The 25,723-nt window shown below is 28.1% G+C and carries 29 protein-coding genes and 1 tRNA gene; 14 read left to right on the forward strand and 16 right to left on the reverse strand.

From position 1 onward, the window contains the following. Nucleotides 1–65 precede the first annotated feature (65 nt). On the forward strand, nt 66–923 hold the full coding sequence (locus ABXT39_RS02085; RefSeq protein ID WP_415295628.1) for a DUF4422 domain-containing protein: 858 nt from the start codon (nt 66–68) through the stop codon (nt 921–923). Nucleotides 924–939: 16 nt separating this feature from the next. Here ABXT39_RS02085 and ABXT39_RS02090 read toward each other — a convergent pair whose 3' ends face one another. The 10 genes from ABXT39_RS02090 to ABXT39_RS02135 all read right to left on the reverse strand — a co-directional run bounded on the left by ABXT39_RS02090 (nt 940) and on the right by ABXT39_RS02135 (nt 9,928). Next, a complete protein-coding gene (locus ABXT39_RS02090) occupies nt 940–2,103 on the reverse strand; it encodes a DegT/DnrJ/EryC1/StrS family aminotransferase (protein WP_415295629.1) in 1,164 nt (387 codons plus the stop codon). Then, nucleotides 2,100–3,374 carry an NDP-hexose 2,3-dehydratase family protein gene (locus ABXT39_RS02095; protein WP_415295630.1) on the reverse strand — a complete coding sequence of 425 codons (1,275 nt, stop codon included), beginning with the start codon at nt 3,372–3,374 and terminating at the stop codon, nt 2,100–2,102. The genes ABXT39_RS02090 and ABXT39_RS02095 overlap by 4 nt, the downstream gene beginning before the upstream one ends. Continuing rightward, nucleotides 3,352–4,566: a class I SAM-dependent methyltransferase gene (locus ABXT39_RS02100; protein ID WP_415295631.1), complete on the reverse strand. Its 1,215-nt coding sequence runs from the start codon at nt 4,564–4,566 to the stop codon at nt 3,352–3,354. Before ABXT39_RS02100 ends, ABXT39_RS02095 begins: the two co-directional genes overlap by 23 nt. A 6-nt stretch (nt 4,567–4,572) precedes the next feature. After that, entirely contained in the window at nt 4,573–5,106 is a 534-nt protein-coding gene (gene rfbC, locus ABXT39_RS02105) for a dTDP-4-dehydrorhamnose 3,5-epimerase (protein ID WP_415295632.1), read from the reverse strand. 62 nt (nt 5,107–5,168) lie between these two features. After that, nucleotides 5,169–6,029, reverse strand: coding sequence for an NAD-dependent epimerase/dehydratase family protein (locus ABXT39_RS02110; protein WP_415295633.1), 861 nt, complete (start codon nt 6,027–6,029; stop codon nt 5,169–5,171). A 309-nt stretch (nt 6,030–6,338) separates the two neighbouring features. Next, nucleotides 6,339–6,902 (reverse strand): hypothetical protein, encoded by a 564-nt coding sequence (locus ABXT39_RS02115; protein WP_415295634.1) that lies wholly within the window; start codon nt 6,900–6,902, stop codon nt 6,339–6,341. Nucleotides 6,903–7,103: 201 nt separating this feature from the next. Further along, nucleotides 7,104–7,346: a hypothetical protein gene (locus ABXT39_RS02120; RefSeq protein WP_415295635.1), complete on the reverse strand. Its 243-nt coding sequence runs from the start codon at nt 7,344–7,346 to the stop codon at nt 7,104–7,106. Nucleotides 7,347–7,360: 14 nt separating this feature from the next. Continuing rightward, complete coding sequence (locus ABXT39_RS02125; RefSeq protein WP_415295636.1) at nt 7,361–7,570, reverse strand: hypothetical protein; 210 nt, start codon at nt 7,568–7,570, stop codon at nt 7,361–7,363. Nucleotides 7,571–7,623: 53 nt separating this feature from the next. Further along, a complete protein-coding gene (locus tag ABXT39_RS02130) occupies nt 7,624–8,025 on the reverse strand; it encodes a hypothetical protein (RefSeq protein ID WP_415295637.1) in 402 nt (133 codons plus the stop codon). Between the two features lie 307 nt (nt 8,026–8,332). Continuing rightward, nucleotides 8,333–9,928: a hypothetical protein gene (locus ABXT39_RS02135; RefSeq protein WP_415295638.1), complete on the reverse strand. Its 1,596-nt coding sequence runs from the start codon at nt 9,926–9,928 to the stop codon at nt 8,333–8,335. Between the two features lie 142 nt (nt 9,929–10,070). Between ABXT39_RS02135 and ABXT39_RS02140 the strand changes: the two genes are divergently transcribed. Both ABXT39_RS02140 and ABXT39_RS02145 read left to right on the forward strand, forming a co-directional pair. Then, nucleotides 10,071–10,147 (forward strand) — tRNA-Met (locus ABXT39_RS02140). A 202-nt stretch (nt 10,148–10,349) separates the two neighbouring features. Then, complete coding sequence (locus ABXT39_RS02145) at nt 10,350–10,967, forward strand: hypothetical protein (protein ID WP_415295639.1); 618 nt, start codon at nt 10,350–10,352, stop codon at nt 10,965–10,967. Between the two features lie 23 nt (nt 10,968–10,990). Here ABXT39_RS02145 and ABXT39_RS02150 read toward each other — a convergent pair whose 3' ends face one another. Next, entirely contained in the window at nt 10,991–11,857 is an 867-nt protein-coding gene (locus ABXT39_RS02150) for a sugar nucleotidyltransferase (RefSeq protein WP_415295640.1), read from the reverse strand. Beyond that, nucleotides 11,857–12,876, reverse strand: a complete 1,020-nt coding sequence (gene rfbB / locus ABXT39_RS02155; RefSeq protein WP_415295641.1) for a dTDP-glucose 4,6-dehydratase — start codon at nt 12,874–12,876, stop codon at nt 11,857–11,859. The genes ABXT39_RS02150 and rfbB overlap by 1 nt, the downstream gene beginning before the upstream one ends. 69 nt (nt 12,877–12,945) lie before the next feature. Between rfbB and ABXT39_RS02160 the strand changes: the two genes are divergently transcribed. Then, nucleotides 12,946–13,824, forward strand: coding sequence for a glycosyltransferase (locus ABXT39_RS02160; protein WP_415295642.1), 879 nt, complete (start codon nt 12,946–12,948; stop codon nt 13,822–13,824). Between the two features lie 3 nt (nt 13,825–13,827). Here ABXT39_RS02160 and ABXT39_RS02165 read toward each other — a convergent pair whose 3' ends face one another. After that, the gene (locus ABXT39_RS02165) at nt 13,828–14,355 is read right to left on the reverse strand and encodes an adenine phosphoribosyltransferase (protein ID WP_415295643.1); all 528 of its coding nucleotides are present in this window, start codon (nt 14,353–14,355) and stop codon (nt 13,828–13,830) included. A 41-nt stretch (nt 14,356–14,396) separates the two neighbouring features. On the opposite strand from ABXT39_RS02165, the gene ABXT39_RS02170 reads away from it, so the two are divergent. The 8 genes from ABXT39_RS02170 (at nt 14,397) to ABXT39_RS02205 (ending at nt 21,280) form a co-directional block, all read left to right on the forward strand. Beyond that, a complete protein-coding gene (locus tag ABXT39_RS02170) occupies nt 14,397–15,269 on the forward strand; it encodes an S-methyl-5'-thioadenosine phosphorylase (RefSeq protein WP_415295644.1) in 873 nt (290 codons plus the stop codon). Continuing rightward, complete coding sequence (locus ABXT39_RS02175) at nt 15,266–16,204, forward strand: alpha/beta hydrolase family protein (RefSeq protein WP_415295645.1); 939 nt, start codon at nt 15,266–15,268, stop codon at nt 16,202–16,204. Before ABXT39_RS02170 ends, ABXT39_RS02175 begins: the two co-directional genes overlap by 4 nt. Nucleotide 16,205: 1 nt before the next feature. Beyond that, nucleotides 16,206–17,276, forward strand: coding sequence for an S-methyl-5-thioribose-1-phosphate isomerase (gene mtnA, locus ABXT39_RS02180; RefSeq protein ID WP_415295646.1), 1,071 nt, complete (start codon nt 16,206–16,208; stop codon nt 17,274–17,276). Next, nucleotides 17,276–17,908 carry a class II aldolase/adducin family protein gene (locus tag ABXT39_RS02185; RefSeq protein ID WP_415295647.1) on the forward strand — a complete coding sequence of 211 codons (633 nt, stop codon included), beginning with the start codon at nt 17,276–17,278 and terminating at the stop codon, nt 17,906–17,908. The genes mtnA and ABXT39_RS02185 overlap by 1 nt, the downstream gene beginning before the upstream one ends. Before the next feature lie 6 nt (nt 17,909–17,914). After that, nucleotides 17,915–18,955: an adenosylmethionine decarboxylase gene (speD, locus tag ABXT39_RS02190; RefSeq protein ID WP_415295648.1), complete on the forward strand. Its 1,041-nt coding sequence runs from the start codon at nt 17,915–17,917 to the stop codon at nt 18,953–18,955. A gap of 61 nt (nt 18,956–19,016) precedes the next feature. Then, entirely contained in the window at nt 19,017–19,868 is an 852-nt protein-coding gene (locus ABXT39_RS02195; protein ID WP_415295649.1) for a transporter substrate-binding domain-containing protein, read from the forward strand. Nucleotides 19,869–19,913: 45 nt separating this feature from the next. After that, nucleotides 19,914–20,606: an ABC transporter permease gene (locus tag ABXT39_RS02200; protein WP_415295650.1), complete on the forward strand. Its 693-nt coding sequence runs from the start codon at nt 19,914–19,916 to the stop codon at nt 20,604–20,606. Further along, a complete protein-coding gene (locus tag ABXT39_RS02205; RefSeq protein ID WP_415295651.1) occupies nt 20,606–21,280 on the forward strand; it encodes an ABC transporter permease in 675 nt (224 codons plus the stop codon). Before ABXT39_RS02200 ends, ABXT39_RS02205 begins: the two co-directional genes overlap by 1 nt. A 219-nt stretch (nt 21,281–21,499) precedes the next feature. On the opposite strand, the gene ABXT39_RS02210 is transcribed toward ABXT39_RS02205, so the two are convergent. Then, complete coding sequence (locus tag ABXT39_RS02210) at nt 21,500–21,889, reverse strand: DUF6165 family protein (protein WP_415295652.1); 390 nt, start codon at nt 21,887–21,889, stop codon at nt 21,500–21,502. A gap of 32 nt (nt 21,890–21,921) precedes the next feature. Between ABXT39_RS02210 and ABXT39_RS02215 the strand changes: the two genes are divergently transcribed. Further along, entirely contained in the window at nt 21,922–22,854 is a 933-nt protein-coding gene (locus ABXT39_RS02215; protein WP_415295653.1) for a glycosyltransferase family 9 protein, read from the forward strand. Here ABXT39_RS02215 and ABXT39_RS02220 read toward each other — a convergent pair. Together ABXT39_RS02220 and ABXT39_RS02225 are read right to left on the reverse strand one after the other, a co-directional pair. Further along, complete coding sequence (locus ABXT39_RS02220) at nt 22,846–23,919, reverse strand: AbrB family transcriptional regulator (RefSeq protein WP_415295654.1); 1,074 nt, start codon at nt 23,917–23,919, stop codon at nt 22,846–22,848. The genes ABXT39_RS02215 and ABXT39_RS02220 overlap by 9 nt on opposite strands. A 1-nt stretch (nt 23,920) precedes the next feature. Further along, nucleotides 23,921–24,622: an IclR family transcriptional regulator gene (locus ABXT39_RS02225; RefSeq protein WP_006996686.1), complete on the reverse strand. Its 702-nt coding sequence runs from the start codon at nt 24,620–24,622 to the stop codon at nt 23,921–23,923. 115 nt (nt 24,623–24,737) lie between these two features. Here ABXT39_RS02225 and ABXT39_RS02230 point away from each other — a divergent pair, with 115 nt between their 5' ends. Beyond that, entirely contained in the window at nt 24,738–25,718 is a 981-nt protein-coding gene (locus ABXT39_RS02230) for a tripartite tricarboxylate transporter substrate binding protein (protein WP_415295655.1), read from the forward strand. The last annotated feature ends 5 nt before the right edge of the window (nt 25,719–25,723 follow it).

A 25,723-nucleotide genomic window follows, 5' to 3' on the forward strand; every position in this document is an offset into this window, starting at 1 on the left:
TAATAATAATCTTTATATTAATTTACTTTAATTATACATCACTTAATTATAAACATCAGATGACCATGATTGATTCGAAACTTAATATTTATTGTATATCAATAGACCCAGATGATTTAAAATTGATACAAAAATTAAAATATATTCCTGTAGGGCTAGGAGATAAAAACTTTAATAATGAATGGTATCTTGATAACAAAGGAAATAATATTTCACATAAAAATAAATGGTATTCAGAATTTACATTTCATTTTTGGTTTTGGAAAAATAAACTAAAATACAAAGATGACAATAATTGGGATGGCTTTTGTGCTTATAGAGATTTTTGGGCAAATGAAGAGCAGTATGAAGTTTATTTAAAAGATAAATTAAATTATCATAACGTTAATACAAATAATTATCAAAATATTAATAATATTGTAATTAATAGTATACCTAAATTATGGAATAGTTTTGATGTTATTTTAGGACATGAAATTTTTGTAAATAATAATAAATTTTCTAAAATTTTAAAATATGGAAAATTAGCTTTATTCAACAATCCTAGATTAATACTTAATAAGAATGGAGAAACAATTAAATTTCATTTTGAAATGTTTCATGGAAAAAAGTTTTTAGATGATGCTATTAATTGTCTTGATATAGCAGAAAAAGAAGGTTTTTTAAATTTCGTTTCAACTGAGGTTTCATTTAATAGAGGCTGTATGTTTCTTAGTAAATCTAAAGTTATTATGGATAGATTTTATAATTCCTTATTCCCATGGCTAGAAAGATGTGAAAAAGCATTTGGACTTGAGGATAGAGGTTATGAAACAAGAATTTATGCTTTTCTAGCAGAAAGATATATGTCTTATTGGTTTAAAAAATATTCCAATTATCTGGAATGGCCAGTTATAACATTTAATATACCTAGAAAAAAATAACTAGATTTGATTTTTTTTAATTTAAGTTTAATAGAATTTTCTTTATTGACTTGATTGTATACAATTGGTCTTTAAGTGTTAGCTCTGGATACATTGGTAAAGAAAATATTTTTTTGGAAAAAAGATTTGTATTATCCAAGCAAGTATAATTGCATTTATTGCATTTGAAGCAAGACATTTTTTTAGCAAATTTTTTGTATGGTTCCATTATATGGATAGGCCATGGATAACTTATGTTCAAATGAATATTTTTTTTAATTAACTCTGATATAATTTTATCTCTATCCCTATGTTGAACTACATATACATAATAGGCATGTTTATTTTTTTTGTTTGTTTCTGGCAATATTAAATCAGTATTTTTTAGTTCTTTGTCATAGACTTTAGCTATTTTTTGTCTTTTTTTTATACTTTTATGTAAATTTTTTAATTTTATTAAAAGTATTGCAGCATGAATTTCATCTAATCTTGAATTAGTACCATGCTCAACAGCATAGTATTGGCCATTCCAGTGCCCAGAAGACATTTTTTTTCTTTCCATTCCTAGAAATCTAATTCTCATCATTTTATCGTAAATTTTTTCATTATTAGTTGTTATGAATCCTGCATCACCATAAGTTCCTAAGATCTTAGTGGGATAAAATGAAAAACAACCTACATCACCTAATGAGCCAGTTTTTTTTCCTTTATATTCAGCTCCATGTGATTGAGCACAATCTTCTATAATATGAATATTATTTTTTTTAGCAATTTGATTTATCTCATCCATATCACAGGCTTGCCCATATAAATGAACAGGAATTATGGCTTTAGTTTTTTTTGTGATTTTGCTCTTAATCAATTTTGCATTAATTACATAATATTTATCTACATCTACAAAAACTGGGGTAGCACCTGCATTCACTATTGCTGTAACCGTAGGAACCGCAGTATTTGAGGTTGTTATAACTTCATCACCAACACCAATACCTAAGGCTTTCATAGCTATATAAAGAGCATCAGTTCCATTTCCTACCCCCAGCCCATACTTTGTGCCAACAAATTTTTTAAATTTATTCTCAAATTCAATTAATTTTGGTCCAAATATTAGAGTTGAGCTTTTGAACACTTCATCGATTGCATTTAAAAATTCTTTTCTGTGTTTTTTATATTCCGGAATATAATCCCAAACTTTTATCATAATATTTTTTCTACATTAAAAGAAAGAAATAAGTTTCTTGCTTCGATACTAATAGTACCTTTTCTAATTAAATCAACCATTTGATTGTGTGATAGCCATATGAAATTTTTTTTTTCAGCAATATTAATTTGATTCTTTATTTCGATTATTAAATTTTGATTTTGTTTATGAAAAAATCTTCCACCTTCTTCGGATAAGGTTTTATTAAATAAAATTTTAGATTTTTTCTTTTGTTTTAAGATATTAATAAAAAAATTATTTTTATAATTTTTAATTCCAAAATTCTTAACGCATATAGTTCCTGTTAATAAAGGCTTTTTATAGCCTGGCTCTTTGACTATCTGCATATAATAATGTAAAGAATTATTAAGTTTTTTAACAATAAAACCAACAATGCCATTGTGATACTCTCTAATAATTGGCTGATCCCAACTTTTTATTTCTCTTGAATTCGTAACAGTTCTTATTCCAATAATTGAAAAATATTCTTTATTTAAATTGATAATTTTTTTATTATGATATTTCCAACCCTTTAAATTAGTTAAATTAGTTAAATTAATTTTTTGATTATGAAGCTTGTCAAAAACAGAAATTTTATTATTTATTTCTATTTTTTTATTGTGAGAAACAACGTTAGGTTCTTTTTTTACAATACATGAAAGCACAGAAAGTGTATCCATATTTAATAAATTATTTTTCTTTAAAAGTTCTTTAATTTCTTTTTTTGTAACCCAAAGAAAATTCTTTGGTACTTTTATATTATTACTTTTTGATTCTATTATAATGTTGTGGTTATATTTATTTATATATCTAGTTCCTTGTTCGGGAAGTTTTTTATTAAAAATGTAATTTCTTTTATTTATTGAATTTAAAAAAAAATCAACAAAATCAGTTTGTTTACCTTTGTGAACTTTATTATAATTACTTTTTGTAGCTTGTAGCGTGGGAGATATCTGTATTTTGTTTATATTTCCTGGCTCAAATTTAGCTTGTAATAAATATTTATATTCATTCTTGAATCTTTTAATTAATATTCCTAAAATTCCTACCTCTTGCTGAACAATAAATGGAGAGTAAAATAATTTAGAAATATTGCCAATTTTAGATAGTACTTTGTAATATTTAAAGTTAAAAAACCTATTGCTTTCATGATTAATTGTTCTCTCAGTAAAATTCCACTTTTTAAGTTTTTTAATATCAATTAAAATAACTTTAGGTTTAGAAAAATCATTTGCTGATTTGAGCCAATTAAGAAATTTCTTTTCTAACATTTTTTAATGTAATTGTTCTTGGATAGGGAACGTGAGTAATAAAGCATCCACCTTCTTTTAAAAAATTTATTTCTTTATTTATTATTTCTTTTTTAAAATTCCATGCAGCTAGAAAAATATACTTTATTTCTTTATGCAACCCTTTAATTGGGGATAAAATTTTAATATGAGAACCAGGTGTAAATTTATTCTGTTTATTTTTCGTAGTATCCACAATGTAGTCAATCAGCTTACTGTTAATATTACAATAATTATAGATAGTTGAAGATTTATATGTAGCACCGTATCCAACAATCAATTTTTTACTTTTTTTAATATCTTTTAATATTTTTAAAAGTTTTTTTTTTGACCTCCTAATTTTATTTGCAAAGTTTTTATAAGTCTGAAATTTGTTTATTTTATTTTTAAGTTCAATGTTTAAAATTCTGCTTACAGACCTTTTTTTTTTGTATTTTCCATCATTATGACAAATATAGAATCTGATTGAACCACCATGAACATTTAATATTTTAACATCAAAAACTCTTAATTCAAATTTTTTGATCAAATTTGTAATCGATAAATATGAAAATAAATGAGCATGCTCATCATAAAATTGATCATAAGAGTTTGTTTGTAACACAGATAAGATATAAGGATCTTCAAAAATAAACACTCCATCTTTGTCTAACAGTTTTTTAATAGATGTGAATACTTCATCCAAATCTTCAATATGAGACATAGTATTTGCAGAAAAAATTAGATTTCTTTTACCGTGTTTATTTAAAATTTTATTAGAAATTTTTTGATTCCAAAATACAGGATATGTAATGTATCCCATATCATTAGTTAAATTTGCTAAGTTTGAACATGGTTCAACAGCTATAGTATTTTTTTTTGAAAAATTTTTTATAAAAACACCATCATTACTTCCAATTTCAAGGCAATTAATATTTTTGATTTTTTTCTTACATTCTTTTGAGAGCTCTTTAAAATGTGATTGCATTGTTTTTGAAGAGGAAGCTCTATGAGCATACTTACTATTAAACATCATAGTTGGTTTTACAAAATTTTTAAGTGAAACAAGATTGTTTTTATCATTATATGTAACTTTTAAATTGTAGAAATATTCTTTATCTAAATTATCTAAATTTTTTAAATAAGAATTAGTCACAGGTTGTTTTCCTAAATTTAAAAATACTTTTTTTGTCATTGATTTTTAATAAGTTTTATTATTATTTATTATATACTCAAAGCTATGAGCATTCTTATCTTTTTGCGATAGTATTGGATTTTTAACTGGCCATTTAATATTTAAATCTTTGTCATTCCAGAGTAGTCCATTTTCAGTTTTTTCATTTCTATAATTAGTACATTTGTAAAGCATTATTGTGTTATTTTCTAATGTGTAAAAACCATGTGCAAAACCCTCTGGTATAAACATTGAAACATTTTTCTTTTCACTTAATATTGTAGAAAAATACTTACCATATGTTTTTGATTTTTTTCTCAAATCCACAGCAACATCAAATACCTTACCCCTTAAAACAGTTATGTACTTTCCCTGAGGATTATCAGTTTGAAAATGTAGTCCTCTTAGCACCCCCTTTTTAGAGTGAGACATAACATCAAATATAAAATTATTTTTAATAATTTTTTCAACAAAAAGTTCTCGAAAATAACCTCTGTTATCGAGGTATGTTTCTTTTTCACAAAGAAACAATCCTTTAAATTTAGTTTTAATTAATTTCATCTATTAAAAAATTTTAAGATAATTTCTTTTAGTGTAATTTATTTTAAAAACAACTATTTTAATTAAAAACTTATAGTATCTACAATATCTAGTATACCACTCTGTTTAGGTTTCCATCCTTTTAGATTGCTGTAAGGATATATTTTTTCTCTAATTATCTTGTTAGACAGCCACTTGATTCTTAATTTTTTGATATTATTTTTATTAAATTCTTCAATGATTTCATTAATTTTAAAATCTTTATTGTTCTTAAGTAAATACTTTCCAGGTTTAACATTTTTTTTAATTATTAAAGCAATTGCAGTAGAGATATCATTAATATTTAATAAATTCATAATTAAATTTTTTGAAACTATTACAGTTAATTTGTTTTTTTTATGATTATTTTTTAAAATAGTAGTAATTTTTAACCTTGTATCATTTTCACCGAATGTATTAGATATCATTAAGTTGTAAAATTTAATAGTAGACAGTATTTTTTCATAGTAGCTCAAGATAATTCCAAATCCTTTTTTGTAAGCTGAGTAGAGATTGTAATTATTATCTTTAATTGAATTGAAATCCTCCCAAATTGTAGAAAAATTAATAAATTTCTTAACTTTCATGACCTTTAAATTGTCCAATAAAACATTTCCTAATAAAATATTTGAACTATTAAGCTTCTTAATATCAGAGTAACTATGTTTTTTTACATAATGTGTTGCACAATGAATAACGATATCTATTTTATAATTCTTTAATTTTTTATTAAGCTCATTTACTTTATTATAAAAAATAATATTTACGTTTTTATATTTTTTAACTAAATTTTTTATTTGTTTTTTTTTTCTTATAATTAGATAAATTTTATTATCATTATAAAGATTATTTAAAAGATTTGAGCCAACAAATCCTGTTGAACCAGTAATTAGAATATTTTTCATTTTTTAATTATTTATAAACGTTAGTATAATCTTGACTCACAAAAAATCCATATATCCTTGACACACATAGGACATAGTCAGCAAGGAAATCAGGGAAAAACTTGATTGCACTAAAAATAAAATCTATTATAAATCAACGATAATTAAGTGGCGGGGTAGCTCAGTCGGTTAGAGCGCAGGACTCATAAGCCCGCTGTCCGCTGTTAGTTATCGCAGTATAGCTATCGCAATTACCATTCTCACATTCCTTGACACACTCATGACACAGAGAGAAGTAAAAAATAGGTGACAAGGGGAAACTAATTAATTTTAACTATCTAAATTATTTATATCTTTGCAAATTTTATTTGCTTCTAATATTGATGGAACTAACTTATCTAATTTCCAATTGTTGACAGGAACATCAAAATATTTAGCAACTTTGAAATCTATACCATCTACAATTTCAATTTCATACTTTTGAAATTCATCATAAAACTCTTTTAAGAAATATATGTATTCTTTTGTAGGAAATTTACCTAAGCTAAATGAAACTCTATATCCCATTAAAAAAGGTGAAACGCTTATAACATTTGCTGTTAAGTCTACACCATTCATTTTGATTGGAATATCTTTGTCTATTAATTGTTTAATATCTCCAGGTTTTTCATAAGTATAAAAAGTAAAGTTGTTATAAACTTTTGCACAATCATCTTCTGTTGAAATAAAGAAATTTAGACTATCACCATGGGTTACTTCACCAGATACTCTTGCGTAGGATAAACCTTTAAATCTATCAATAGTCCACTCCTCATCACTGGCATGAGCCTGATGAACAAAAACCAATAGAAATAAAAATAAGTGCAATGAAATAAAGATAAGAAAACGCTTCATGATTTAAGCTCCTTTTTAATAGTTAGTAATTTGTAGTTGGTAATGGTTTCACTCCTTCTCCTATCAAGGGGTTTACGGAAAGAGGACATAAAGGAAAAAAACCGTAAATGTTTGAAAAGGAATGAAATCCAATGCATGATTCCACTTAGATCATAGCTTAATGTTTTTATTAGGACTGAATATTGTTAGAAAAAAGATTAATTATTTAAGTGGATCGCAAGCCCAGTCTTCCATCATAGCTTCCAGAAACCCCATTGTAAAATTACCCGCATCAGATCCAGCATTAGCATTGCTCTGTGCATTTTTTGCTATCTGAGCTTCACATTCCATTTTAACTTGAGCTTCTGTTCTATATTTATAAGGTATGGTGTTTTTTGGTCCAGATGCACACCCATGAAATAAGAACAGAGTTAAGAATATAATTGAAATATTCAAACTCTTCATAGAGTAAGTTATTTTTATTGTCTTATGGTTAATGGACAAAGTTTAACTGCAGATATTGTAATTGCTGCAGTAGAGCCCATGCAATTGTAATAACAAATTTTATTCATACCTGATGTTTGCTCACCAGATTTAAAACAAGTTACAGCAGAATTGGCTACCATAGAAGGGAACGCCATTGATACTAAAATAGCTGCTCCAATTATAATTGCTTTTATTTTATTCATACAAAACCTTATAAAAATGAATTAGTAGCTGCAAGCTATATCTTTATTTATAATTAAAATAATAATTCTGGTTCTTTGGTTGAGCAAATAAATGGCTGTTTTGTCGTCGTATTAGCAATAGTTTGTGAAATATAACCTTCACCTGTGGTTCTACTAATTTTGATATAAGTGTGAAATGCTATAAATGATTCATCAGCAACCATTTTATCTGAAGCATAATATGAGGTTTCAGAATAGTTCTTTCTCATAAGCTCTTTATACAAAACTTCAAAGCCAGGAACAATTATCTCAGTTTCAGTTATTACAAATTTCCAATCCTGTTTCATATTAATGGTTTCACTATTATCTTTTTCAATAATTAACCTAACCTCTTGTTTACAAAACAAAATTAGATCAGCAAAAACAACATTGCACCAAAACAATCCTAGAATCATGACCCCTAAAATCTTTTTCATAATTTCTTTACGTTAGCTTAAATCTTGACTCACTAAAAAGCCATATATTCTTGACACACTCTTGACTCAGTCAGCAAGAAAAACAGGCAAATACTTGATTGGACAGAAAATAAAATCTATTATAAAACAACGATAATTAAGTGGCGGGGTAGCTCAGTCGGTTAGAGCGCAGGACTCATAAGCCTGAGGTCTTGGGTCTTGTTCAGTGTCCTGTGACCCTTAATTAACATCTTCATCTATCTTGGCACACTCTAGGCACAGTAAGAAAAATAAAAATAGTGACAGCGGGAAACAAAACTATTTTTTATTAGTCTGGACCATAAATAGACATATTACCAAACACTTCTTTACCCCATTCTTTAGCACCTTCTGGTGTTGAGGTATCAATATCATCAACAGATGTTTCGTTCATAGCATTTTGGACTGCTTGACCAGCAACATTTGAAACATTTTCATAAACACTCATATTGTTAAAAACTTCTTTAGCCCATTCTCTATCCAAACTGTCTTTAAGTTGCCTTGCAGCAACTTCAGCAGCAGTATCTGGTGTAGATAATCTTTTAGTAAGTGAGTTTAATGTTGATCTATCAATCGTATTCTTCATTCCTAAATTATTTAAAGTTTTCATTACGTTTGAAGAGTTCATAGTTTTGTAAGAAAAACTATACTTATAGTTGCTATTTGATTTTGCATATTCACTGAGATTTAATGTATCAACTACATTCATACTTTTGGTTAATTCAACTAATTCATCACCTCTAACAATATTAATGTCTTGAATAATTTGTTCTATATTTTGGTTATCCATTTTACTAAGAACATTTTTTATTTTTGGTGGTATAATTTCATATTTATTGGGAAGATTATTTGAAATAGAATTTATCATATTTTCCATTATTTTAATTGAAGATAGAGCTAATAGTTTTTCATCATCATTTTTTTGAGCATTTAATGTGCTAATTTCAATTAGTTTATTTGAGTCAGAAATACTATCTATTGCTAAGTCAAAATTCTTTCCAAATTCTGATGTGCTACTTTGAAGTTCATTTAAGTTTTTAAATGCAGTTGATAAAGTTAATACGTTTACATCTAAGTTTTTATAGTTATTTTGCTCTAATTTTTTCTTGATAAAAAATAATGTATTAGAATATTTTTTTAATAAGACTTCACGTTCTTTGATATCAGGGTTTATCTTATTTTTTTTAATATCAGCAACTCTTGAATTTAACATATCGCCCATCAGTAAATACCTTGTATTAATTGGTGGTTCAACGGTACTCATAGATTCATCAACACCAACAGATGCACGAATTAATGGTAGCACTCTGAATAATTTAATCCCTCTAATTAAAGCTTTTCCCAATAATTTTTCATTAGAAGGGTCTTTTTTGAATCTTTCTATTTTTTTTACATATTTTTTTTTCAAAAAACCAGATTTTGCCGTTAAAGCACTTTTTTTCTGAAATTTAATAGTACTTTTAAAAATTAGATTTTCTAATGCAGCAAAAGCATAAAAAATATCTCCTGGGAATTTTTTTTGAGATTTTTTACTTCTTGAAAAGGTTATTTTAATAATTCTTTCATGACAAAACTCATCAAGATAAGCAATGGGCTTTTCTTTTAAAAACCTCATACCATACTTATCCATACATTTTGCTTGACGTCTTTTTAATCTTTTTGTTTTATCATATTCGCTTTCATTCCATTGAAAAACGATGGGACCCCTTAATCTATATAAATAAGAAAGATTTCTACTAATACGGTCATCACTTATTTCACCTTCTCCTCTAAATTTTTTTAAAAAATTGTTAACCTCTTCAATGGTAATATTTGAATCATTTTTTGCATGACTGGTAGTCATGTTTAAAATGATTAACAAAAATATTATGAAAGTTTTTTTCATTGTCTCTATACGTTAGCTTAAATCTAGGCACACTAAAAAGCTATATATACTTGGCACACTATAGGCACAGAGCATAAAAAAAACTGGCAAAAACTTGATTGCACTAAAATAAAAATCTATTATAAATCAACAATAATTAAGTGGCGGGGTAGCTCAGTCGGTTAGAGCGCAGGACTCATAAGCCTGAGGTCAGTGGTTCGATTCCACTTCCCGCTACCATTAATCAAGCCTTATTTAAGGCTACACATTTTCAATTATCAATTGCTCCACTCATGCTCCAATGAGGTAAATTAAATGGCAACGTTTAGAAGAAGAATGGGCAAATGGGAAGTACGAGTTAGAAGATATAATAACAAAACAATTTCAAAAACATTTATTCCATCACCTAGACACCTGATTTGAATATTGGTAGGGTTTGGATATGGCAATGTCTGAATGTAGAGAATGTGGTAAAGCAGTTTCAACACTTGCTAAGACTTGTCCTAATTGTGGTGTTCCTAAACCAGCAAAAAAAAAAATTGCAAAAAAAAACTTAGCTAAAACAAAATCTAAAGTTAGAGCTGAAAGTAGAACTAAAAAGTTAAGTAACGATAATTATGTTTGGGCACATTGTAAAAGTAGTAGTTGTAAAGATTTTAGCCAGATGCAACAAATACCAATCACAGCTATAGGCAAGCGTATTTGCTCTGCTTGTAGAGGTTACCTAAAAAAAGCAAAGTATGTAGATGGTAGCCCAATTATGCCTGTAAAAAAATTTGAAAAAAAGAATACAATATCGCAAGGCATTGAAGATTTTAAAAGAGGATTTAATACATCACCAGAAGAAATAGATGTGATGAATGCTCAGACAGAAAAGTCAACCATAACACAAGCTACCTCAGGACAAAAAGATACCTTTGAAAAATTTTTAGCTGGTGAACTAGACCTAGAAACTAGTGAAAATATTAATCTCTTTTTTAAATGCTTCTCTAATGACAATTCCCTTAATGAGCCTCTAGAATCTAAAAAATTCTTTGATTTGAAAACTATTAATCCTTGAAATTTTGTACTGTAAATTTTCATTTAAATTAGTTTTGCTAAATATTTTGAATAATCACAATTTCCGTAGAATTTAATTGACTTAATTATATGACTTTTATTAATCCATTTATTATTTAATGCAATTTCTTCCAAACATGCGATCTTCAAGCCTTGCCTGTTTTCAACTGCCGATACAAAGGCACTTGTTTTATAATAGTCATCCATTGACCCTGTATCTAGCCAAGCACCACCTCTGCCTAAAAAATCAGCATATAGGTTGTTAGTTTTTTTGTATTTATTTAGAAGGTCAACAATTTCAATCTCACCTCTTTTTGATGGCTTGAGTTTTTTTGAATATTCTATGACTTTATTGTCAAAAAAATATAAGCCAGTGATTGCCAAATCAGACAGATATTTTTTAGGCTTTTCTTTAATGGATATGATTTTATTTCTATCATTTATTTTGGCTACACCAAATAATTCTGGCTTAGCAACTTTATGTAATAGAACTTTTGCACCTTTTGTTAATTTTGCTGAGTTCATAAGATTTGTTGAAAGGTTTTGTGCATAAAAAAAATTATCTCCCAATATCAAAGCAACATTGCTTTTTCCAATAAATTCTTCTCCTAGGATAAATGCATCTGGTAAACCTTTGGGTTCAGGCTGTTCTTTATAAGTTATTTTTATACCAAGGTTATTTCCATTAGGTATTATTTTTTTATACTGATCGAGCTGACCTTCATTAACAATGATTAGTATGTCTTTTATTTTTGCTAGCATTAATATTGATAACGGATAAAAAATTAGAGGCTTATCATAAATTGGTAAAAGTTGTTTGTTTACAGCTTTTGTTAGTGGGCTCATTCTTGTTCCCTTACCACCAGCTAGAATTATTCCTTTATTAATCATTAAATTTTTCCAACTCTCTTAACAATATCAATTTTAGATATAGATTTGTAATATTTTTCATTTTTTAAATACCATAAAAAAGTTTTTTCTAATCCTTTTTTAAAATTCATTTTAGTTTTCCAGCCCAATCTATTTAATATTTTTTTGCTATCTAGAGCATACCTTACATCATGACCAGGTCTATCTGTAACAAATTCAATTTTAACATTTTTTCCAATTTTAATCTTTTCTTTTGCAACTTTTATTAGATACTTACAAATCTCAAGATTATTTAAATTTTTATTAGAACCAATATTGTAAAATTCACCAATTTTACCTTTTTGAAAAACTCTTAATAAAGCTTCACAATGATCTTCTACATATATCCATTCTCTAGAGTTTTTTCCATTTCCATAAATTGGTAAGCTTTTATTATTAAAAATGTTGTATATTAATTTTGGAATAAGTTTTTCAGGGTGTTGTTTTGGGCCATAATTATTAGAACAATTAGTTATAATTGCTGGGATTTTATAAGTTCTTACATAGGAAGAAACCAAATGATCTGAAGCAGCCTTGCTTGCAGCATAGGGTGAGCTAGGATTGTAAGGAAATTTTTCATGAGATCTTCCTTTCAGTATATCTCCATAAACTTCATCTGTTGAAATATGTACCAGTCTAGTTTTCTTATTTTTTTTTGAATATTTTCTAAAAATTTCAAGTAAATTAAAAACACCTAAGATGTTACTTTTAATAAAACTTTCCGGACCATCAATTGATCTATCAACATGAGTTTCTGCTGCTAAATTGAAAATACAAAGTGGTTTGTGCAAGAAAATAATTTTACTAAGTTTAGACTTATTGTTGAGGTCACACTTAATAAATTTATAGCGTGTATCTTTAGAAAAGTTCTGAGTATTGTAAAAATTAGAAGAATAAGTAACTTTATCTACATTTATTACACTAAAATTTTTTTTAAGCAGTAGCTCTATTAGATTACTGCCAATAAAACCAAGTCCACCTGTCACAATTATTTTTTTCATAATTTTATTTTTTACATTAGTAAAAACTATTAGTATAGTTCAATATTTAAAGATCATTATTCATACAGTATGTCAATATCTAGGCAAAATTTATCAATAGTTATTGTAACTTTTAAAAGTGAAGGAGTAATTCACGAATGTATAAAATCGATTGATAAAGATATCAAAATCACTGTAGTTGAAAATTCAAACAATTATCAATTTAAAGATGAGTTAGAAAAATCTTATAAAAATGTATCTTGTGTACTTTCAAATGAAAATTTGGGCATGGGGTCAGGTAATAATATTGGTATTAAAAAAGCAGAAACAGACTTTGTTTTAATTCTCAATCCAGACGTAATCCTTGAACCATCAACAATTAATGAACTTATTATTGCATCTGAAAAAATTTCTAATTTTGCAATAATAGCACCAATATCATCTGATATTAATTATCCAAATTATAAATTTAAAAATAATAAAAAAATTTCAATTGATTATAATTTTCCATTTAAGGTTAAAAGTATTGATGGTTTTGCAATGCTATTTAATAAAAAAAAATTAGATATAATTTTCCATAAAAATTATTTTGATGAAAACTTTTTTATGTATCTAGAAAATGATGATTTATGTAAAAGAATAATAGAAGCAAAAGAAGATATATTCATAGTCCCAATATCAAAAATAAAACACTTGGGAGGAAAAGCAGTTAATGTTAAATATAAAAACGAAGTAGAGTTTGCTAGAAATTGGCATTGGATTTGGTCTAAATTTTATTTTAATAAAAAACATCATGGCTACTTTGCAGCTTTTATAAAAGGTTTTCCAAAATTCATTTTTAGTTTTGTTAAATATATTTTTTATTTATTAATAAAAGATAAAGTAAAACAAAGAATTTATTTAAATAGAGCCTCAGGTTTTATTAATGCTGCTATAAATAAAAAATCTTGGTATAGATCTCAATTTTAAAATTTAATGTCCTGGAAAATCCATCAAGCTTTCTACTTGATAACCTTTTTTAACTAAATTATCAGATCCACTTAAATCAAAAAGATTAATTGCAAATATGAAAGCAGCAATATTTCCACCAGACATTTCAACTAGTTTTGCAGCAGCCTCAGCTGTACCTCCTGTTGCAATTAAATCATCTATAATTAAAACAGAATCATTTTTTTCAATTGAGTCTTTGTGAACTTCTATCGTAGCTGTTCCATACTCTAATTCAAAATCTACCGAGAAAGTTTCAGCAGGTAATTTATTTTTTTTTCTAAGCATAATAAATGGTTTTTTAAGTAAATAAGAGACAGCTGATGCAAAAACAAATCCTCTAGATTCTATCGCAGCAATTTTGTCTACATTAAATTTTTTAGATCTTTCAATTATTTGATCAATTGATTCAGCAAAAGCTTTTTCATTTTTAATTAAAGTAGTAATATCTCTAAATAAAATTCCTTTTTTTGGGTAATCCGGAATTGATCTGATATAATCTTTTAAATTCATAATAATAAATTATAAAAGTATAAATAAATAAATTTTTAATTATGACAACAAATAAATTAGCAATCATTGGTGGAAGTGGTCTTTATGATATAGAAGAATTTAAAGAGCGTAAATTACTTGATTTATACACTCCTTGGGGAAAACCTTCAGATCAAATTTTAAAGACAAATTATAATAATAAGGAAGTTTTTTTTCTACCAAGACATGGAAGAGGCCATTTTGTTTCACCTTCAAATATTAATTTTAGAGCAAATATTGATGCACTCAAACAACTGGGTGTAACCGATATTATTTCAGTTTCTGCTGTCGGGTCTCTTAAAGAAGATTTACCACCTGGTAAATTTGTAATAGTTGACCAATTTATTGATAGAACTTTTGCAAGATCAAAAACTTTTTTTGATGATGAGATAGTAGCTCATGTTTCAATGGCACACCCAACTTCTAATGGCTTGATGAACGCTTGTGAAGATGCGATTAAGAAATCAAATATAGATTATCAAAGAAATGGAACTTATGTTGTTATGGAAGGACCTCAATTTTCAACATTAGCTGAATCAAATTTATATAGGTCATGGAAAGCAGATGTAATTGGAATGACCAATATGCCTGAAGCAAAGCTCGCAAGAGAAGCTGAGATTAGATATGCATCTGTATCAATGGTTACTGATTTTGATTGCTGGCATCCAGATCATGAAAATGTTGATGTTCAACAGGTTATTAAAGTTTTATTAGGTAATGCTGAGAAAGCAAAAGTTATGATTAAAAATTTAATTGATAATTTTGAAGATCATATAGATCCAAAAGACCCTACTAATAATTGCTTAGATGTAGCAATTATTACTGCACCTGAAAAAAGAACTCAAAAAACAATAGATAAACTTAAAACAGTAGCTGGTAGAGCTCTTAATAAATGAAAAAAATAATAATAATATTAACCATATTTTTATTTTATAATATTCCTGCACACTCTGATAAACTTCTTAAAAATGGGTTTCTTAATAACAATATGGATTATGCTAAAGAGCAAAATATTATAAATCCCAAAGATAAAATAATTCTTATATATAATCATGGTCAAGATCGTCATGATAAGCCTTCCAAAAAAACATGTGTTTGGAAAAATGGAATTAGAAATTTTTCATCATTAGTTGGAAAAAAAGTAGATGAAAAAGAAATAATGCTTTATCTTTTGTGCACTGATCATTTAGCAGGAGATGATTGGAAAAGATTATGGACAGGGAAAAAGCTCAATCCACCTTACAAAGGAAAGCTAAAATTAGAAAAAAGATTAGATGCAAATTTAGATATTATTGATTTTTTTGTATCAAAAGGAATTCCAAACAAACAAATTATTATAACTGGTCATTCTTGTGGTGGTTGGATGACAATGATGTTAACAGCAAGATATCCTAACAAAGTTGGTGGAGGCATATCATTAATGCAAGCTTGCTATGGAAAACAATCCAAAGAAAGAAAAGTAAAAAAGAATGGTGTTGAAAAAGCGCTTACTAAATTTGCTAAATTAGACCCTGGGCCAGCAAAGATGAGACAAAATCAGATAGATGAAATAAGTAAAAGTAAAAATTTGCCTGTATTAGTTTTTACGCACCCCAAAGATCCTTACGATGGACTTTTATCTGACTGGGTTGAAAAAATACCAGGAGTTAAAAGAGTAATTATTTCTCAAGATAAAAAAATAAATGGAAAAAAATGTTTTAGAATTGGCATAAACAATGGCAAAGAATGGAAAGAAAAAGTTAAAAAGTATCATGACATGGATATGGTAGATTGTTTTCAATATTATAATCAAACAATATTAGATTATATTACTAAAAGAGTTTCATCATAAAATGAAAATACAAAATAAAGAATATAGAACAATTTGGTTTGAAGATAATATGGTTAAGATTATTGACCAAACTAAACTTCCACATCAATTTATAATTAAAGATCTTAAAACAGTTAAAGACGCAATTAATGCTATTAAGGTAATGGAAGTAAGAGGAGCACCTTTAATCGGTGGAACTGCTGCTTATGGAATAGCTCTAGCGATTCAAGAAAATAACGACCCTGAATTTATAAAAAAAAGTTCCGAAGAATTAATTGAATCGAGACCTACTGCTATAAACTTAAAATGGGCAGTAGATCGTATGATGAAAAAATTATTAGGAATTAATAGTGATCAAATTTTAGATATAGCCTTAAAAGAAGCTAAAGAAATATGTGATGAAGATGAAAAATTTTGTGAAAGCATAGGTATTAATGGGCTGAAAATAATTGAGGAAATTTATAATAAAAAAAAAGATACAGTTAATATTTTAACTCACTGTAATGCAGGATGGTTAGCAACAATTAATTGGGGCACAGCAACTTCTCCTATTTACCATGCTCATCAAAAGGGTATTCCGGTGCATGTTTGGGTTGATGAAACAAGACCTAGAAACCAAGGTGCTAATTTAACTTCATATGAATTAAATGAAGAAAATATTCCAAATACAATTATTGCAGATAATACAGGTGGAATTTTAATGCAAAGAGGTGATGTTGATATGTGTATCGTTGGAACAGACAGAACTTTATCTAATGGAGATGTTTGTAATAAGATAGGCACTTACCTCAAAGCTTTGGCTGCTCATGATAATAATGTCCCGTTTTATGTGGCGTTACCCAGCTCGACTATTGATTGGAAAATTAAAGAGGGAAAAGATATTCCAATTGAAGAAAGAAATTCAGAAGAACTGTCTCATGTTGAGGGTTTGGATGAAAATAATGAAATAAAAAAAGTTTTAATTTATCCTAAAAAAAGCAAAGCAATGAATTTAGCTTTTGATGTAACACCTGCAAAGTATGTTACAGGATTAATTACAGAAAAAGGAATTTGTGAAGCATCAAGTGATGCATTAAATAAAATGTTTAAATAATGATAAATTTAAGAGCAGAAGTTATTAAATATGCTAAAATGCTTAACACTAAAAAGCTTTCAGCATTAAGATCAGGCAATATATCTTGTAGATATAAAGACGGTTTTTTAATTACACCTTCAGGTGCAAAATATTCATCATTAAAAAATAAAGACATAGTTTTTGTAACTCTCAAAGGGAAGTTTGATAAAAAAAAAGGAATACCATCTTCTGAATGGAGGTTTCACCAGGATATTTACTTAAATAAAAAAGAAGCTAAAGCAATTGTTCACGCACACTCAAATTATGCAACTGCAATCTCTACTCACGGAAAAGGAATTCCGGCATTTCATTATATGGTTGCTATGGCAGGTGGTAATGACATTAAGTGTGCAAAATATGCAACTTATGGCACAAGAGAATTATCTAGAAATATTATCAAAGCATTAAAACTGAGAAAAGCTTGCTTAATAGGTAATCACGGACAAATTGCATTTTCAGAAAATTTATCAAAAGCATTTGAATTAGCAGAAGAGGTTGAAAATCTTTCGAACCAGTATATAAAAGCCCTAAAAATTGGTAAGCCTAAAATTTTATCATCAAAAGAAATGAGTAAAGTTTTAAGTAAAGCAAAAAATTATAAGAGGGGATAATTTTTTATGACTAAAGTAGGTGAACACGTAACTTTAGATATTATTGGAACTACTCAAGAGTATGACCCATCATTATTTGAGAGTGTTATACATAAAATTGCAAAAGCTGCAGAAGTAACAGTCCTTGAAATTTCTAAATATAAATTTGAACCACAGGGTTTTACAATACTTGCACTATTGGCCGAAAGTCATATTAGTTTTCATACATTTCCTGAGAAAGGAATTATTAGTTTTGATTTTTTTACATGTGGAAAGGTTAGTCCATCTATAGCTTTAGAAATTGTTAAAAAGGAATTTAAACATAAAAGAATTGTTAAAAAAGAATTTAATAGAGATAGCAAATCCTTATATCATGATATTTACAGTTCACCTGGATTACAAAAGTCATATGTTGTAAATGAAGTTTTAGAAGATTTTAAATCAAAAGTAGGTCAACATATAGAAATTTTAGATTTAGAGCAATTTGGTAAATCACTTTTTATAGATAACGAAATACAAGTGGCAACAAATGATGAAGTTTTATACAGCTCAACATTTGTAAACGCTGCTTTAAAATTAAATAAAGACATGGGAACAGCTGCAATTATTGGTGGTGGTGATGGTGGAGTTGCAAGAGAGTGTATGTCTAAAGGTTTTGATTTTATAGATTGGTATGAGCTTGATCCAGAAGTAGTTGAAGTTTGCAACAAACATCTTGGAAGCATTGGTAATAAATCAACAGAAAAAAATTCAGTTAAATGTATTTGGGGAGATGCTTTTGAAAGTATAAAATCCGTTGAAGATGATAAATATGATAAAATTTTTGTAGATCTTAATGATGATCAGTTTTGTATTGATCTTGCAGCCAAAAATATGGATTCGTTAATTAGAATATTAAAGCCAAATGGAGTAATTACCACTCAAGTAGGTAGTCAAGATAAGAAACCAGAGCAAGTAGAGAAATGGCTAGATGTTTTCAATAAGAATTTTGGAAATACAACTTTGGATAGGGTTTACATCCCAAGTTTTGACTGTTCTTGGAACTTTTCATCATCAATTAACCACTAAAAATTTCTTTTTAAATTATTAAAATTGTGAAATAAATCCTCATAATCATATGGAGGAAAAAATGAATATATTTAAAAAAACAATATTAAGTGTTATTGCTTCTTTATTATTAATCGGAAATGTTTACGCTGATAAAATAAAGATTGGAACAGAAGGTGCTTACCCACCATGGAACTCTAAGGATGCATCAGGTGCTCTTATTGGTTTTGAGGTTGAATTAGCAAAAGAACTTTGTGCAATCATGAAACATGAATGTACTATCGTTGAACAAGATTGGGATGGAATGATTCCAGCTTTGTTAATGAGAAAGTTTGATGCGATCATGGCAGGAATGTCAATTACTGCTGAAAGACAAAAAACAATTACTTTTTCACAAGGTTATGCAGACGAAGTTGCAGCCCTTGCAGTAATGAAAGGTTCAAGTTTAGAGAGCATGGATACACCAGAAGGTATTAATTTAACTTTAGGTGGAAGTGCTGTTAAGAAAACTCTTAAGACTTTAACTGCTGCACTTGCTGGAAAAACTGTTTGTACACAAACTGGAACTATTCACCAAAACTTTTTAGAGTCTGGTGATGTAGGTAAAGTAAATGTTAGAACTTACAAAACTCAAGATGAAGTAAACTTAGACTTAACTTCTGGTAGATGTGATGTTGCATTAGCTGCAGCAGTTGCATTCACTGATTATGCGGATAAATCAGGAAAACCAGTAGTATTAGTTGGACCTACTTTTTCAGGTGGTGCTTTTGGTAATGGTGTTGGAGTTGGAATAAGACAAGGCGGAACTGATACGATTGGTAAAAGAGATGCTAAACTTCTAAAGGATTTCAACAAAGCAATCAATACTGCTAGAAAAAAAGGAATCATCAGCAAATTAGCGATCAAGCATTTTGGCTTTGACGCTTCTATGTAAATAATATTTTGAAAAGGCGACTATTTATTTAGTCGCCCTTTCGATATGGACCTTTTATCATTCGGAAAAACAGGCTGGGGAGACGAGTTGTTTTATGCAACCCTAATGACAATTGCAGTAGCAGTTACTGCAATGTTAATTGGTTTTTTATTTTCATTAATTTTTACACCACTAAAATTATCAAATAATAAATTTTTAAATTTCATTGGAAATACTTACACCACAGTAATTAGAGGTGTTCCTGAATTATTAGTAATCTACCTTTTCTTTTTTGGAGGTAGTGGAGCAATAATGTACGTTGCTTCAATTTTTGGATACTTTGAATACATAGAAATTAATGCATTTATTACGGGTTCAGTTGCAATCGGTATTATATCTGGAGCTTATTCAACAGAAGTATTTAGAGGTGCCATTCAATCAATAGACAAAGGTCAATTTGAAGCTGCCAAAGTTTTAGGTGTTAGTAAATTTGCTCAATTTTATAAAATAATTCTTCCTCAAATGTTAAGACTTGCTATTCCAAACTTAAGTAATGTTTGGCAAATCACTTTAAAAGATACATCACTAATATCAGTTACAGGCTTGGTTGAAATCATGAGACAATCTTATATTGCAGCAGGTTCAACTAGAGATCCTCTATTCTTTTATTGTTTTGCTGCAGTTTTGTATTTGATGCTAACATTTTTGAGCATGAATTTAATTAATAGACTTGAAGTTAAATACAGTAAGGGCTTTTAATGGATTTTGATTTAATGATAACAAGTTTGCCAAAGCTACTTAGTGCAGCAGTTATAACTTTAAAGTTATTATCAGCATCTTTAATCATAGGCTTAATTATCGGTTTTTTATTTGCAGTTTTAAGATTAAACAAAAACCCATTTATTAATAAATTTGCTTATGGGTATTCTTATTTATTTAGAGGAACTCCTTTATTAGTTCAAATATTTATAATTTATTATGGTCTTGGACAAATCGAATGGTTAAGATCAACCTTTCTTTGGGTAATATTAAAAGAACCCTATTTTTGTGCAATTATTGCATTTGCTTTAAATACGGGGGCTTATACTTCGGAAATTTTAAGATCAGCTTTTCAAACTATTAAACCTGGAATTATAGAAGCAGGTAAAAGTCTAGGGATATCAAATAAAATTATTTTATATAAAATTCAAATTCCAGTAGCAATTAGACAATCTTTACCAGCTTATGGTAATGAAATTATATTAATGATGAAAGGTACATCGCTTGCAAGCACTGTCACATTAATGGATATCACAGGTGTTGCAAAACATATTGTATCAACAACATACAAACCCTTAGAGGTGTTTCTTTTAGCGGGCGGAATTTATTTATTTATGACTTTTATCATTCACAATCTGATAAAATATTTAGAAAAAAAATACAGTTTTCAATAATACTTTTAATTTAAATCAAGATCACCACACTAAACTTTAGTAAAAACACATGTTGTGTAATGATAAGTTGTCTTAACGTCCTTTGCTACACCAATTGCAGTACCCTCAATTGTTCCTGTAACAGTGTTACAAGACTGCAAGGTTATTAGTAAAATAAAAAATAAAAGTCAATTTTTTAAGAATCATACAAATATATAATAGCGCCAAATAAGGAAAAAGTTAATAAGAAGTATATTCTTTAATCTCTTTAATCTTAGAGCCTGTGTGATTGTTCATTTCCAACTTTATCTTAGCACGATCATCATTTAAAAAATGAACATCTCGTGATAATTTTATAAACTTTTCAGTAAAATCAGAATTTTTTTCACACAATCTTTTATCATCTTCAATGACCCATAACTTTGCATTAATATTTTTTAGTGATTGAAAAAGTGTATTAATTTTTTCATCAGATTTTACATTGTTATCTAATTGATCTTTTAAATTATTGTGCTCATCATTAATAAATTTTAGTTTTTCAGGGTCTTTAATTTTTTCTTGTTTGATCTCTAAAATCGAAATTTTATCTAAAAGTTCTCCCACCGATACTTCAACAAGAATTTTATTCATAAAAGTTTATACTATGTTAAGTTGTTAGAAATATGTCTAATATTTTAATTATCAAACATGGTTCTTTAGGAGATATAGCTCAAGCTTGTGGGGCAATTCAAGATATTTCTGAAAACTACCCAGAAGATCAAATACATATATTAACAACAAAACCTTATTTTGAATTATTTAGAAAAAATTCATTTATTCACAATGTTATTTTAGACAGACGTCTATCAAGGTTTAATTTAATCTATCTATATTTATTGATGAGAACTTTAAAGAAACTAAAGATAAAAAAAGTTTATGATTTACAAAACTCATCTAGAACAAAATTTTATAAGAATATTTTATTTCCAAAAGCAAATTTAAATACTTGGTCTAGTTCAGAAACTACTTTGCCAAGCAATATCTCAAAAGAAGAATTTGATAAAAATCCTGTTCTAGATAGATTTGATCATCAACTCAAAACTTCTGGAATTAAAACTGAGCATACAATGAAACCAAACCTTAGTTGGGTTGTTGCCAATATTGATAATATTAAGCAGCAATTTAATTTAGACAAATATATTGTTTTATTTCCTTTTTGTTCAGCTCAACTAACTCATAAAAAATGGCCTCATTACAATGAGCTAATAGAGTTAATTAACGATAAATATGGAGAGCAAATTAAAGTTGTAGTAGCTCCAGGACCATCTGAAATTGATGATGCAAAAAATATTAATGCTGATTCAATTTTAGATAATGGTAAAGCCCTTGATATATCGCAACTAGCAAGTTTGATTAAAGAAAGTTCATTTGTTATTGCAAATGATACAGGTCCAGCTCATATTTCGGCACATCTTGGAGCAAAAGGTTTGACTTTATTTGGTAAACACACAACTGCTTACAAAGTTAGTATTGAACGAGAAAACTTTCAAGCAATTCAAGTTGATGATTTGGAAAAATTAAGTGCAGGTAAAGTTTTAGAAAAAATATTAATTTAATTTCTTACCAATAATTTTCAATATAACAGGAATAGTAAATAGTATCATCAACAATCTAATAATATGATGAAATGCTACAAAGTTAGGATCTAAATCAAAAGCTATTGCAATAACCGCTACCTCATAAATTCCACCAGGAGAGAAAGACAAGAGTAGAGTTAAGAAATTGGTATCGACAAAGTATGTGGCAACAATTGCAGCTAACAATCCAAGAGTTACTAGTATTACAGTTGCAATAAAACTATGGAGCGTATTACCTACAACTTCTTTTAATGACTTGTCTGCAAAACGACAACCAACAGAGGCACCCAAAATAAGCAAACAAAAATTTATACTTTCATCTGGCAGTTTGTAGGAAGCAACTTCAGATATTTGTAGAATTCCACTTGCAACTAATGTCCCAGATAATAATGCAGCAGGCACACCAATTTTATCAAATAGGAAAATTAATGATATTGAGCCGATTAAGAGGATTAAAAGATGAAAATGATTTTGATCTAAGTAATTAAATTTTTCAATTATTAGAGCTTCATTTGTTGAATAGTTAACAACAAAAAAGGGAATGACGGTTATTATTATAATTAACCTAATTAAATGTGATGTAGCAACTTGAGATAAGTCAGATTTTTCATGTTCAGCTAATATCATTAATGGACCTAAAGCTCCCGGAGCCGCTGAAAAAATAGAAGTTTTGACATTATAACCTGAAAATCTTTGTAAATATTTAGATACAATTAAAATACTTATCAAAATATAGACAAACATTATTATTGAAGTCCACACCCATTCAGTCATCTGATTGATTAAATTCTGATCTATATAATTTCCAATATGAAGACCAAGAACTATTAAAATTGAACTTAAAGCTAGTTTTGGCATCTTAATTTTTATTCCACTTAATGCTGCAACTGAAACTGCAAGCATAGGACCAAGCATCCACGCCAATGGAATATTAAAATAGTCAGCTACAATTGCACTCGGGATTGAAATTAAAATGACTAATAGAAATTTTTTAGAAAATAATTGTTTTAAAGCTTCTTTATTTAAATCGAGAGAAGTGTTCATATTATGAAATTTTTTTAAGTTTTTTTTCAATCTTAATTCTTGATAATCTTAAAATATTTAAAAACGATAAACAATTTTTTTTATTAAAATTACTAATGTGTCCTGTAATTGTTAGTGATCCTAAAATTTTGTTTTTAGTTGGTATTACTGGAACAGAAACAGAAGCGATCTCTCTATCTCTTTCACCAAAAGACATCGAATATTGGTTTTTAAGAATAGTTTCTTTATTTTTAATTGGTAAATTATGAAATGATGAAAGAACATGTCCGCTTGAACCTTTGTCTAGAGGTCTTTTTAATCCAGTTTGGATTGTGTGTTTTATGGGTTTATTGGGCTCACTAGTTATCAAACAAGTTCTATAATTTTTTTGTTTTACAAAAAAACTAGCTGTTTCATTTGATTTTGTCATTATGAAATCTAATTCATCTTTTATAAGTTTTTTAAAATTGAAACTATCATCATAAACTTCTATTAGCCTTCCAATTGAACTTCCAAGTTTAAATGTACCGTTATCAATTCTTCTTAAAAACCCATAATTTTCTAATGATCTTGATATTCTAGAAACTCTACTTTTATAATCACCTGTAATTTTTGAAATTTCAGTTATGCTTAATGTTTCTTTCTTTAGTGTGAAACAATTTATAATCTCTAGTGCTTTGTTTACTGCCTCAACGCCATCAATTTTTTTTTTTATTTTAATCATATTCTACTAGGTAGAATAGCATGTTCTAACTGATAGAACAACACGGTAGAGTGGTATTGACTATTGATAAAGATTTCAAGTAAATGTCTTATTAACTAATAATAAAGAGGAAATAATGAAAAACATTAAAAAAATAGTTTCAGTACTATTTTCAGCAATTGTATTATTCTCTGCAACAGCAACAAATTCAATCGCAATGGATAAAATCCATTTCGTAATTGGTGGTGGTGCTGGTGGTGGATGGGATGGAACTGCTAGAGGTACTGGAGAAGCTTTAACAAAATCAGGAATGTTAAAAAGTGCATCATTTGAAAATATGTCAGGTGGTGGTGGTGGAAAAGCTTTAGCTTTCATGATTAATACTCAACCTAAAAATACGGTTTTAGTACAATCTACACCGCTAGTTTTAAGATCTATCACTAGACATGAAGGTTATGTTTCAGGGTCTGGAGTTCTATCTTATAAAGATGTTACACCAATCGCAGGTGTAATTGGTGACTACGGTGCAATTGCAGTTGCAAAAGACTCACCTTACAAAAACTTTAAAGATGTAGTTGATGCATACAAAAAGAATCCAAGCTCTATCAAAATGGCTGGTGGATCAGTAAGAGGAAGTATGGACCATTTAATTGGTGCTTTAGCTTTCCAAGCTGCTGGTGCTAATCCAAATGATGTTGTTTACATACCTTATGATGCTGGTGGAAAAGCGTTAGCCGGACTTTTATCTGGAGAAACTCAAATTATCTCTACAGGTTTAGGTGAACTTATGGGTGCAAGAGACCAAGTAAGAATTATTGGTATAACTGCTCCTTCAAGAGTAGCTGATGCACCAGATGCACCAACTCTAAAAGAACAAGGTTACGATGTTCAGTTCGTAAACTGGAGAGGATTTTTTGGACCTCCTAATATGAGCAATAAAGATAAAAAAGCTTTATCTACAATGTTAGGTAAAGTTATGAAAACTCCTGAATGGGAAGCTGTTAGAAAAAGAAATGCTTGGGTTAATATTTATAACTCAGATAAGGATTTTGTTAAATTCTTAGAAAAGCAAACTGTAGAAATGACAGCTCTTATGAAGAAATTGGGAGTTATATAATCCTT

Origin of the sequence: Candidatus Pelagibacter sp. Uisw_113, assembly GCF_047717815.1 — a bacterium.
Lineage (GTDB): Bacteria > Pseudomonadota > Alphaproteobacteria > Pelagibacterales > Pelagibacteraceae > Pelagibacter.

Bases quoted from the DNA above. Each gene is read 5' to 3' on its own strand.
- ABXT39_RS02100 (WP_415295631.1), bottom strand. From the start codon at position 4,566: ATGACAAAAAAAGTATTTTTAAATTTAGGAAAACAACCTGTGACTAAT.
- ABXT39_RS02130 (WP_415295637.1), bottom strand. From the start codon at position 8,025: ATGAAAAAGATTTTAGGGGTCATGATTCTAGGATTGTTTTGGTGCAAT.
- ABXT39_RS02195 (WP_415295649.1), top strand. From the start codon at position 19,017: ATGAATATATTTAAAAAAACAATATTAAGTGTTATTGCTTCTTTATTA.
- rfbB (WP_415295641.1), bottom strand. From the start codon at position 12,876: ATGAAAAAAATAATTGTGACAGGTGGACTTGGTTTTATTGGCAGTAAT.
- mtnA (WP_415295646.1), top strand. From the start codon at position 16,206: ATGAAAATACAAAATAAAGAATATAGAACAATTTGGTTTGAAGATAAT.
- ABXT39_RS02175 (WP_415295645.1), top strand. From the start codon at position 15,266: ATGAAAAAAATAATAATAATATTAACCATATTTTTATTTTATAATATT.
- ABXT39_RS02125 (WP_415295636.1), bottom strand. From the start codon at position 7,570: ATGAATAAAATAAAAGCAATTATAATTGGAGCAGCTATTTTAGTATCA.
- speD (WP_415295648.1), top strand. From the start codon at position 17,915: ATGACTAAAGTAGGTGAACACGTAACTTTAGATATTATTGGAACTACT.
- ABXT39_RS02145 (WP_415295639.1), top strand. From the start codon at position 10,350: ATGGCAATGTCTGAATGTAGAGAATGTGGTAAAGCAGTTTCAACACTT.
- ABXT39_RS02120 (WP_415295635.1), bottom strand. From the start codon at position 7,346: ATGAAGAGTTTGAATATTTCAATTATATTCTTAACTCTGTTCTTATTT.
- ABXT39_RS02160 (WP_415295642.1), top strand. From the start codon at position 12,946: ATGTCAATATCTAGGCAAAATTTATCAATAGTTATTGTAACTTTTAAA.
- ABXT39_RS02165 (WP_415295643.1), bottom strand. From the start codon at position 14,355: ATGAATTTAAAAGATTATATCAGATCAATTCCGGATTACCCAAAAAAA.
- rfbC (WP_415295632.1), bottom strand. From the start codon at position 5,106: ATGAAATTAATTAAAACTAAATTTAAAGGATTGTTTCTTTGTGAAAAA.
- ABXT39_RS02220 (WP_415295654.1), bottom strand. From the start codon at position 23,919: ATGAACACTTCTCTCGATTTAAATAAAGAAGCTTTAAAACAATTATTT.
- ABXT39_RS02170 (WP_415295644.1), top strand. From the start codon at position 14,397: ATGACAACAAATAAATTAGCAATCATTGGTGGAAGTGGTCTTTATGAT.
- ABXT39_RS02225 (WP_006996686.1), bottom strand. From the start codon at position 24,622: ATGATTAAAATAAAAAAAAAAATTGATGGCGTTGAGGCAGTAAACAAA.
- ABXT39_RS02200 (WP_415295650.1), top strand. From the start codon at position 19,914: ATGGACCTTTTATCATTCGGAAAAACAGGCTGGGGAGACGAGTTGTTT.
- ABXT39_RS02090 (WP_415295629.1), bottom strand. From the start codon at position 2,103: ATGATAAAAGTTTGGGATTATATTCCGGAATATAAAAAACACAGAAAA.
- ABXT39_RS02085 (WP_415295628.1), top strand. From the start codon at position 66: ATGATTGATTCGAAACTTAATATTTATTGTATATCAATAGACCCAGAT.
- ABXT39_RS02115 (WP_415295634.1), bottom strand. From the start codon at position 6,902: ATGAAGCGTTTTCTTATCTTTATTTCATTGCACTTATTTTTATTTCTA.
- ABXT39_RS02210 (WP_415295652.1), bottom strand. From the start codon at position 21,889: ATGAATAAAATTCTTGTTGAAGTATCGGTGGGAGAACTTTTAGATAAA.
- ABXT39_RS02230 (WP_415295655.1), top strand. From the start codon at position 24,738: ATGAAAAACATTAAAAAAATAGTTTCAGTACTATTTTCAGCAATTGTA.
- ABXT39_RS02150 (WP_415295640.1), bottom strand. From the start codon at position 11,857: ATGATTAATAAAGGAATAATTCTAGCTGGTGGTAAGGGAACAAGAATG.
- ABXT39_RS02135 (WP_415295638.1), bottom strand. From the start codon at position 9,928: ATGAAAAAAACTTTCATAATATTTTTGTTAATCATTTTAAACATGACT.
- ABXT39_RS02110 (WP_415295633.1), bottom strand. From the start codon at position 6,029: ATGAAAAATATTCTAATTACTGGTTCAACAGGATTTGTTGGCTCAAAT.
- ABXT39_RS02215 (WP_415295653.1), top strand. From the start codon at position 21,922: ATGTCTAATATTTTAATTATCAAACATGGTTCTTTAGGAGATATAGCT.
- ABXT39_RS02095 (WP_415295630.1), bottom strand. From the start codon at position 3,374: ATGTTAGAAAAGAAATTTCTTAATTGGCTCAAATCAGCAAATGATTTT.
- ABXT39_RS02205 (WP_415295651.1), top strand. From the start codon at position 20,606: ATGGATTTTGATTTAATGATAACAAGTTTGCCAAAGCTACTTAGTGCA.
- ABXT39_RS02185 (WP_415295647.1), top strand. From the start codon at position 17,276: ATGATAAATTTAAGAGCAGAAGTTATTAAATATGCTAAAATGCTTAAC.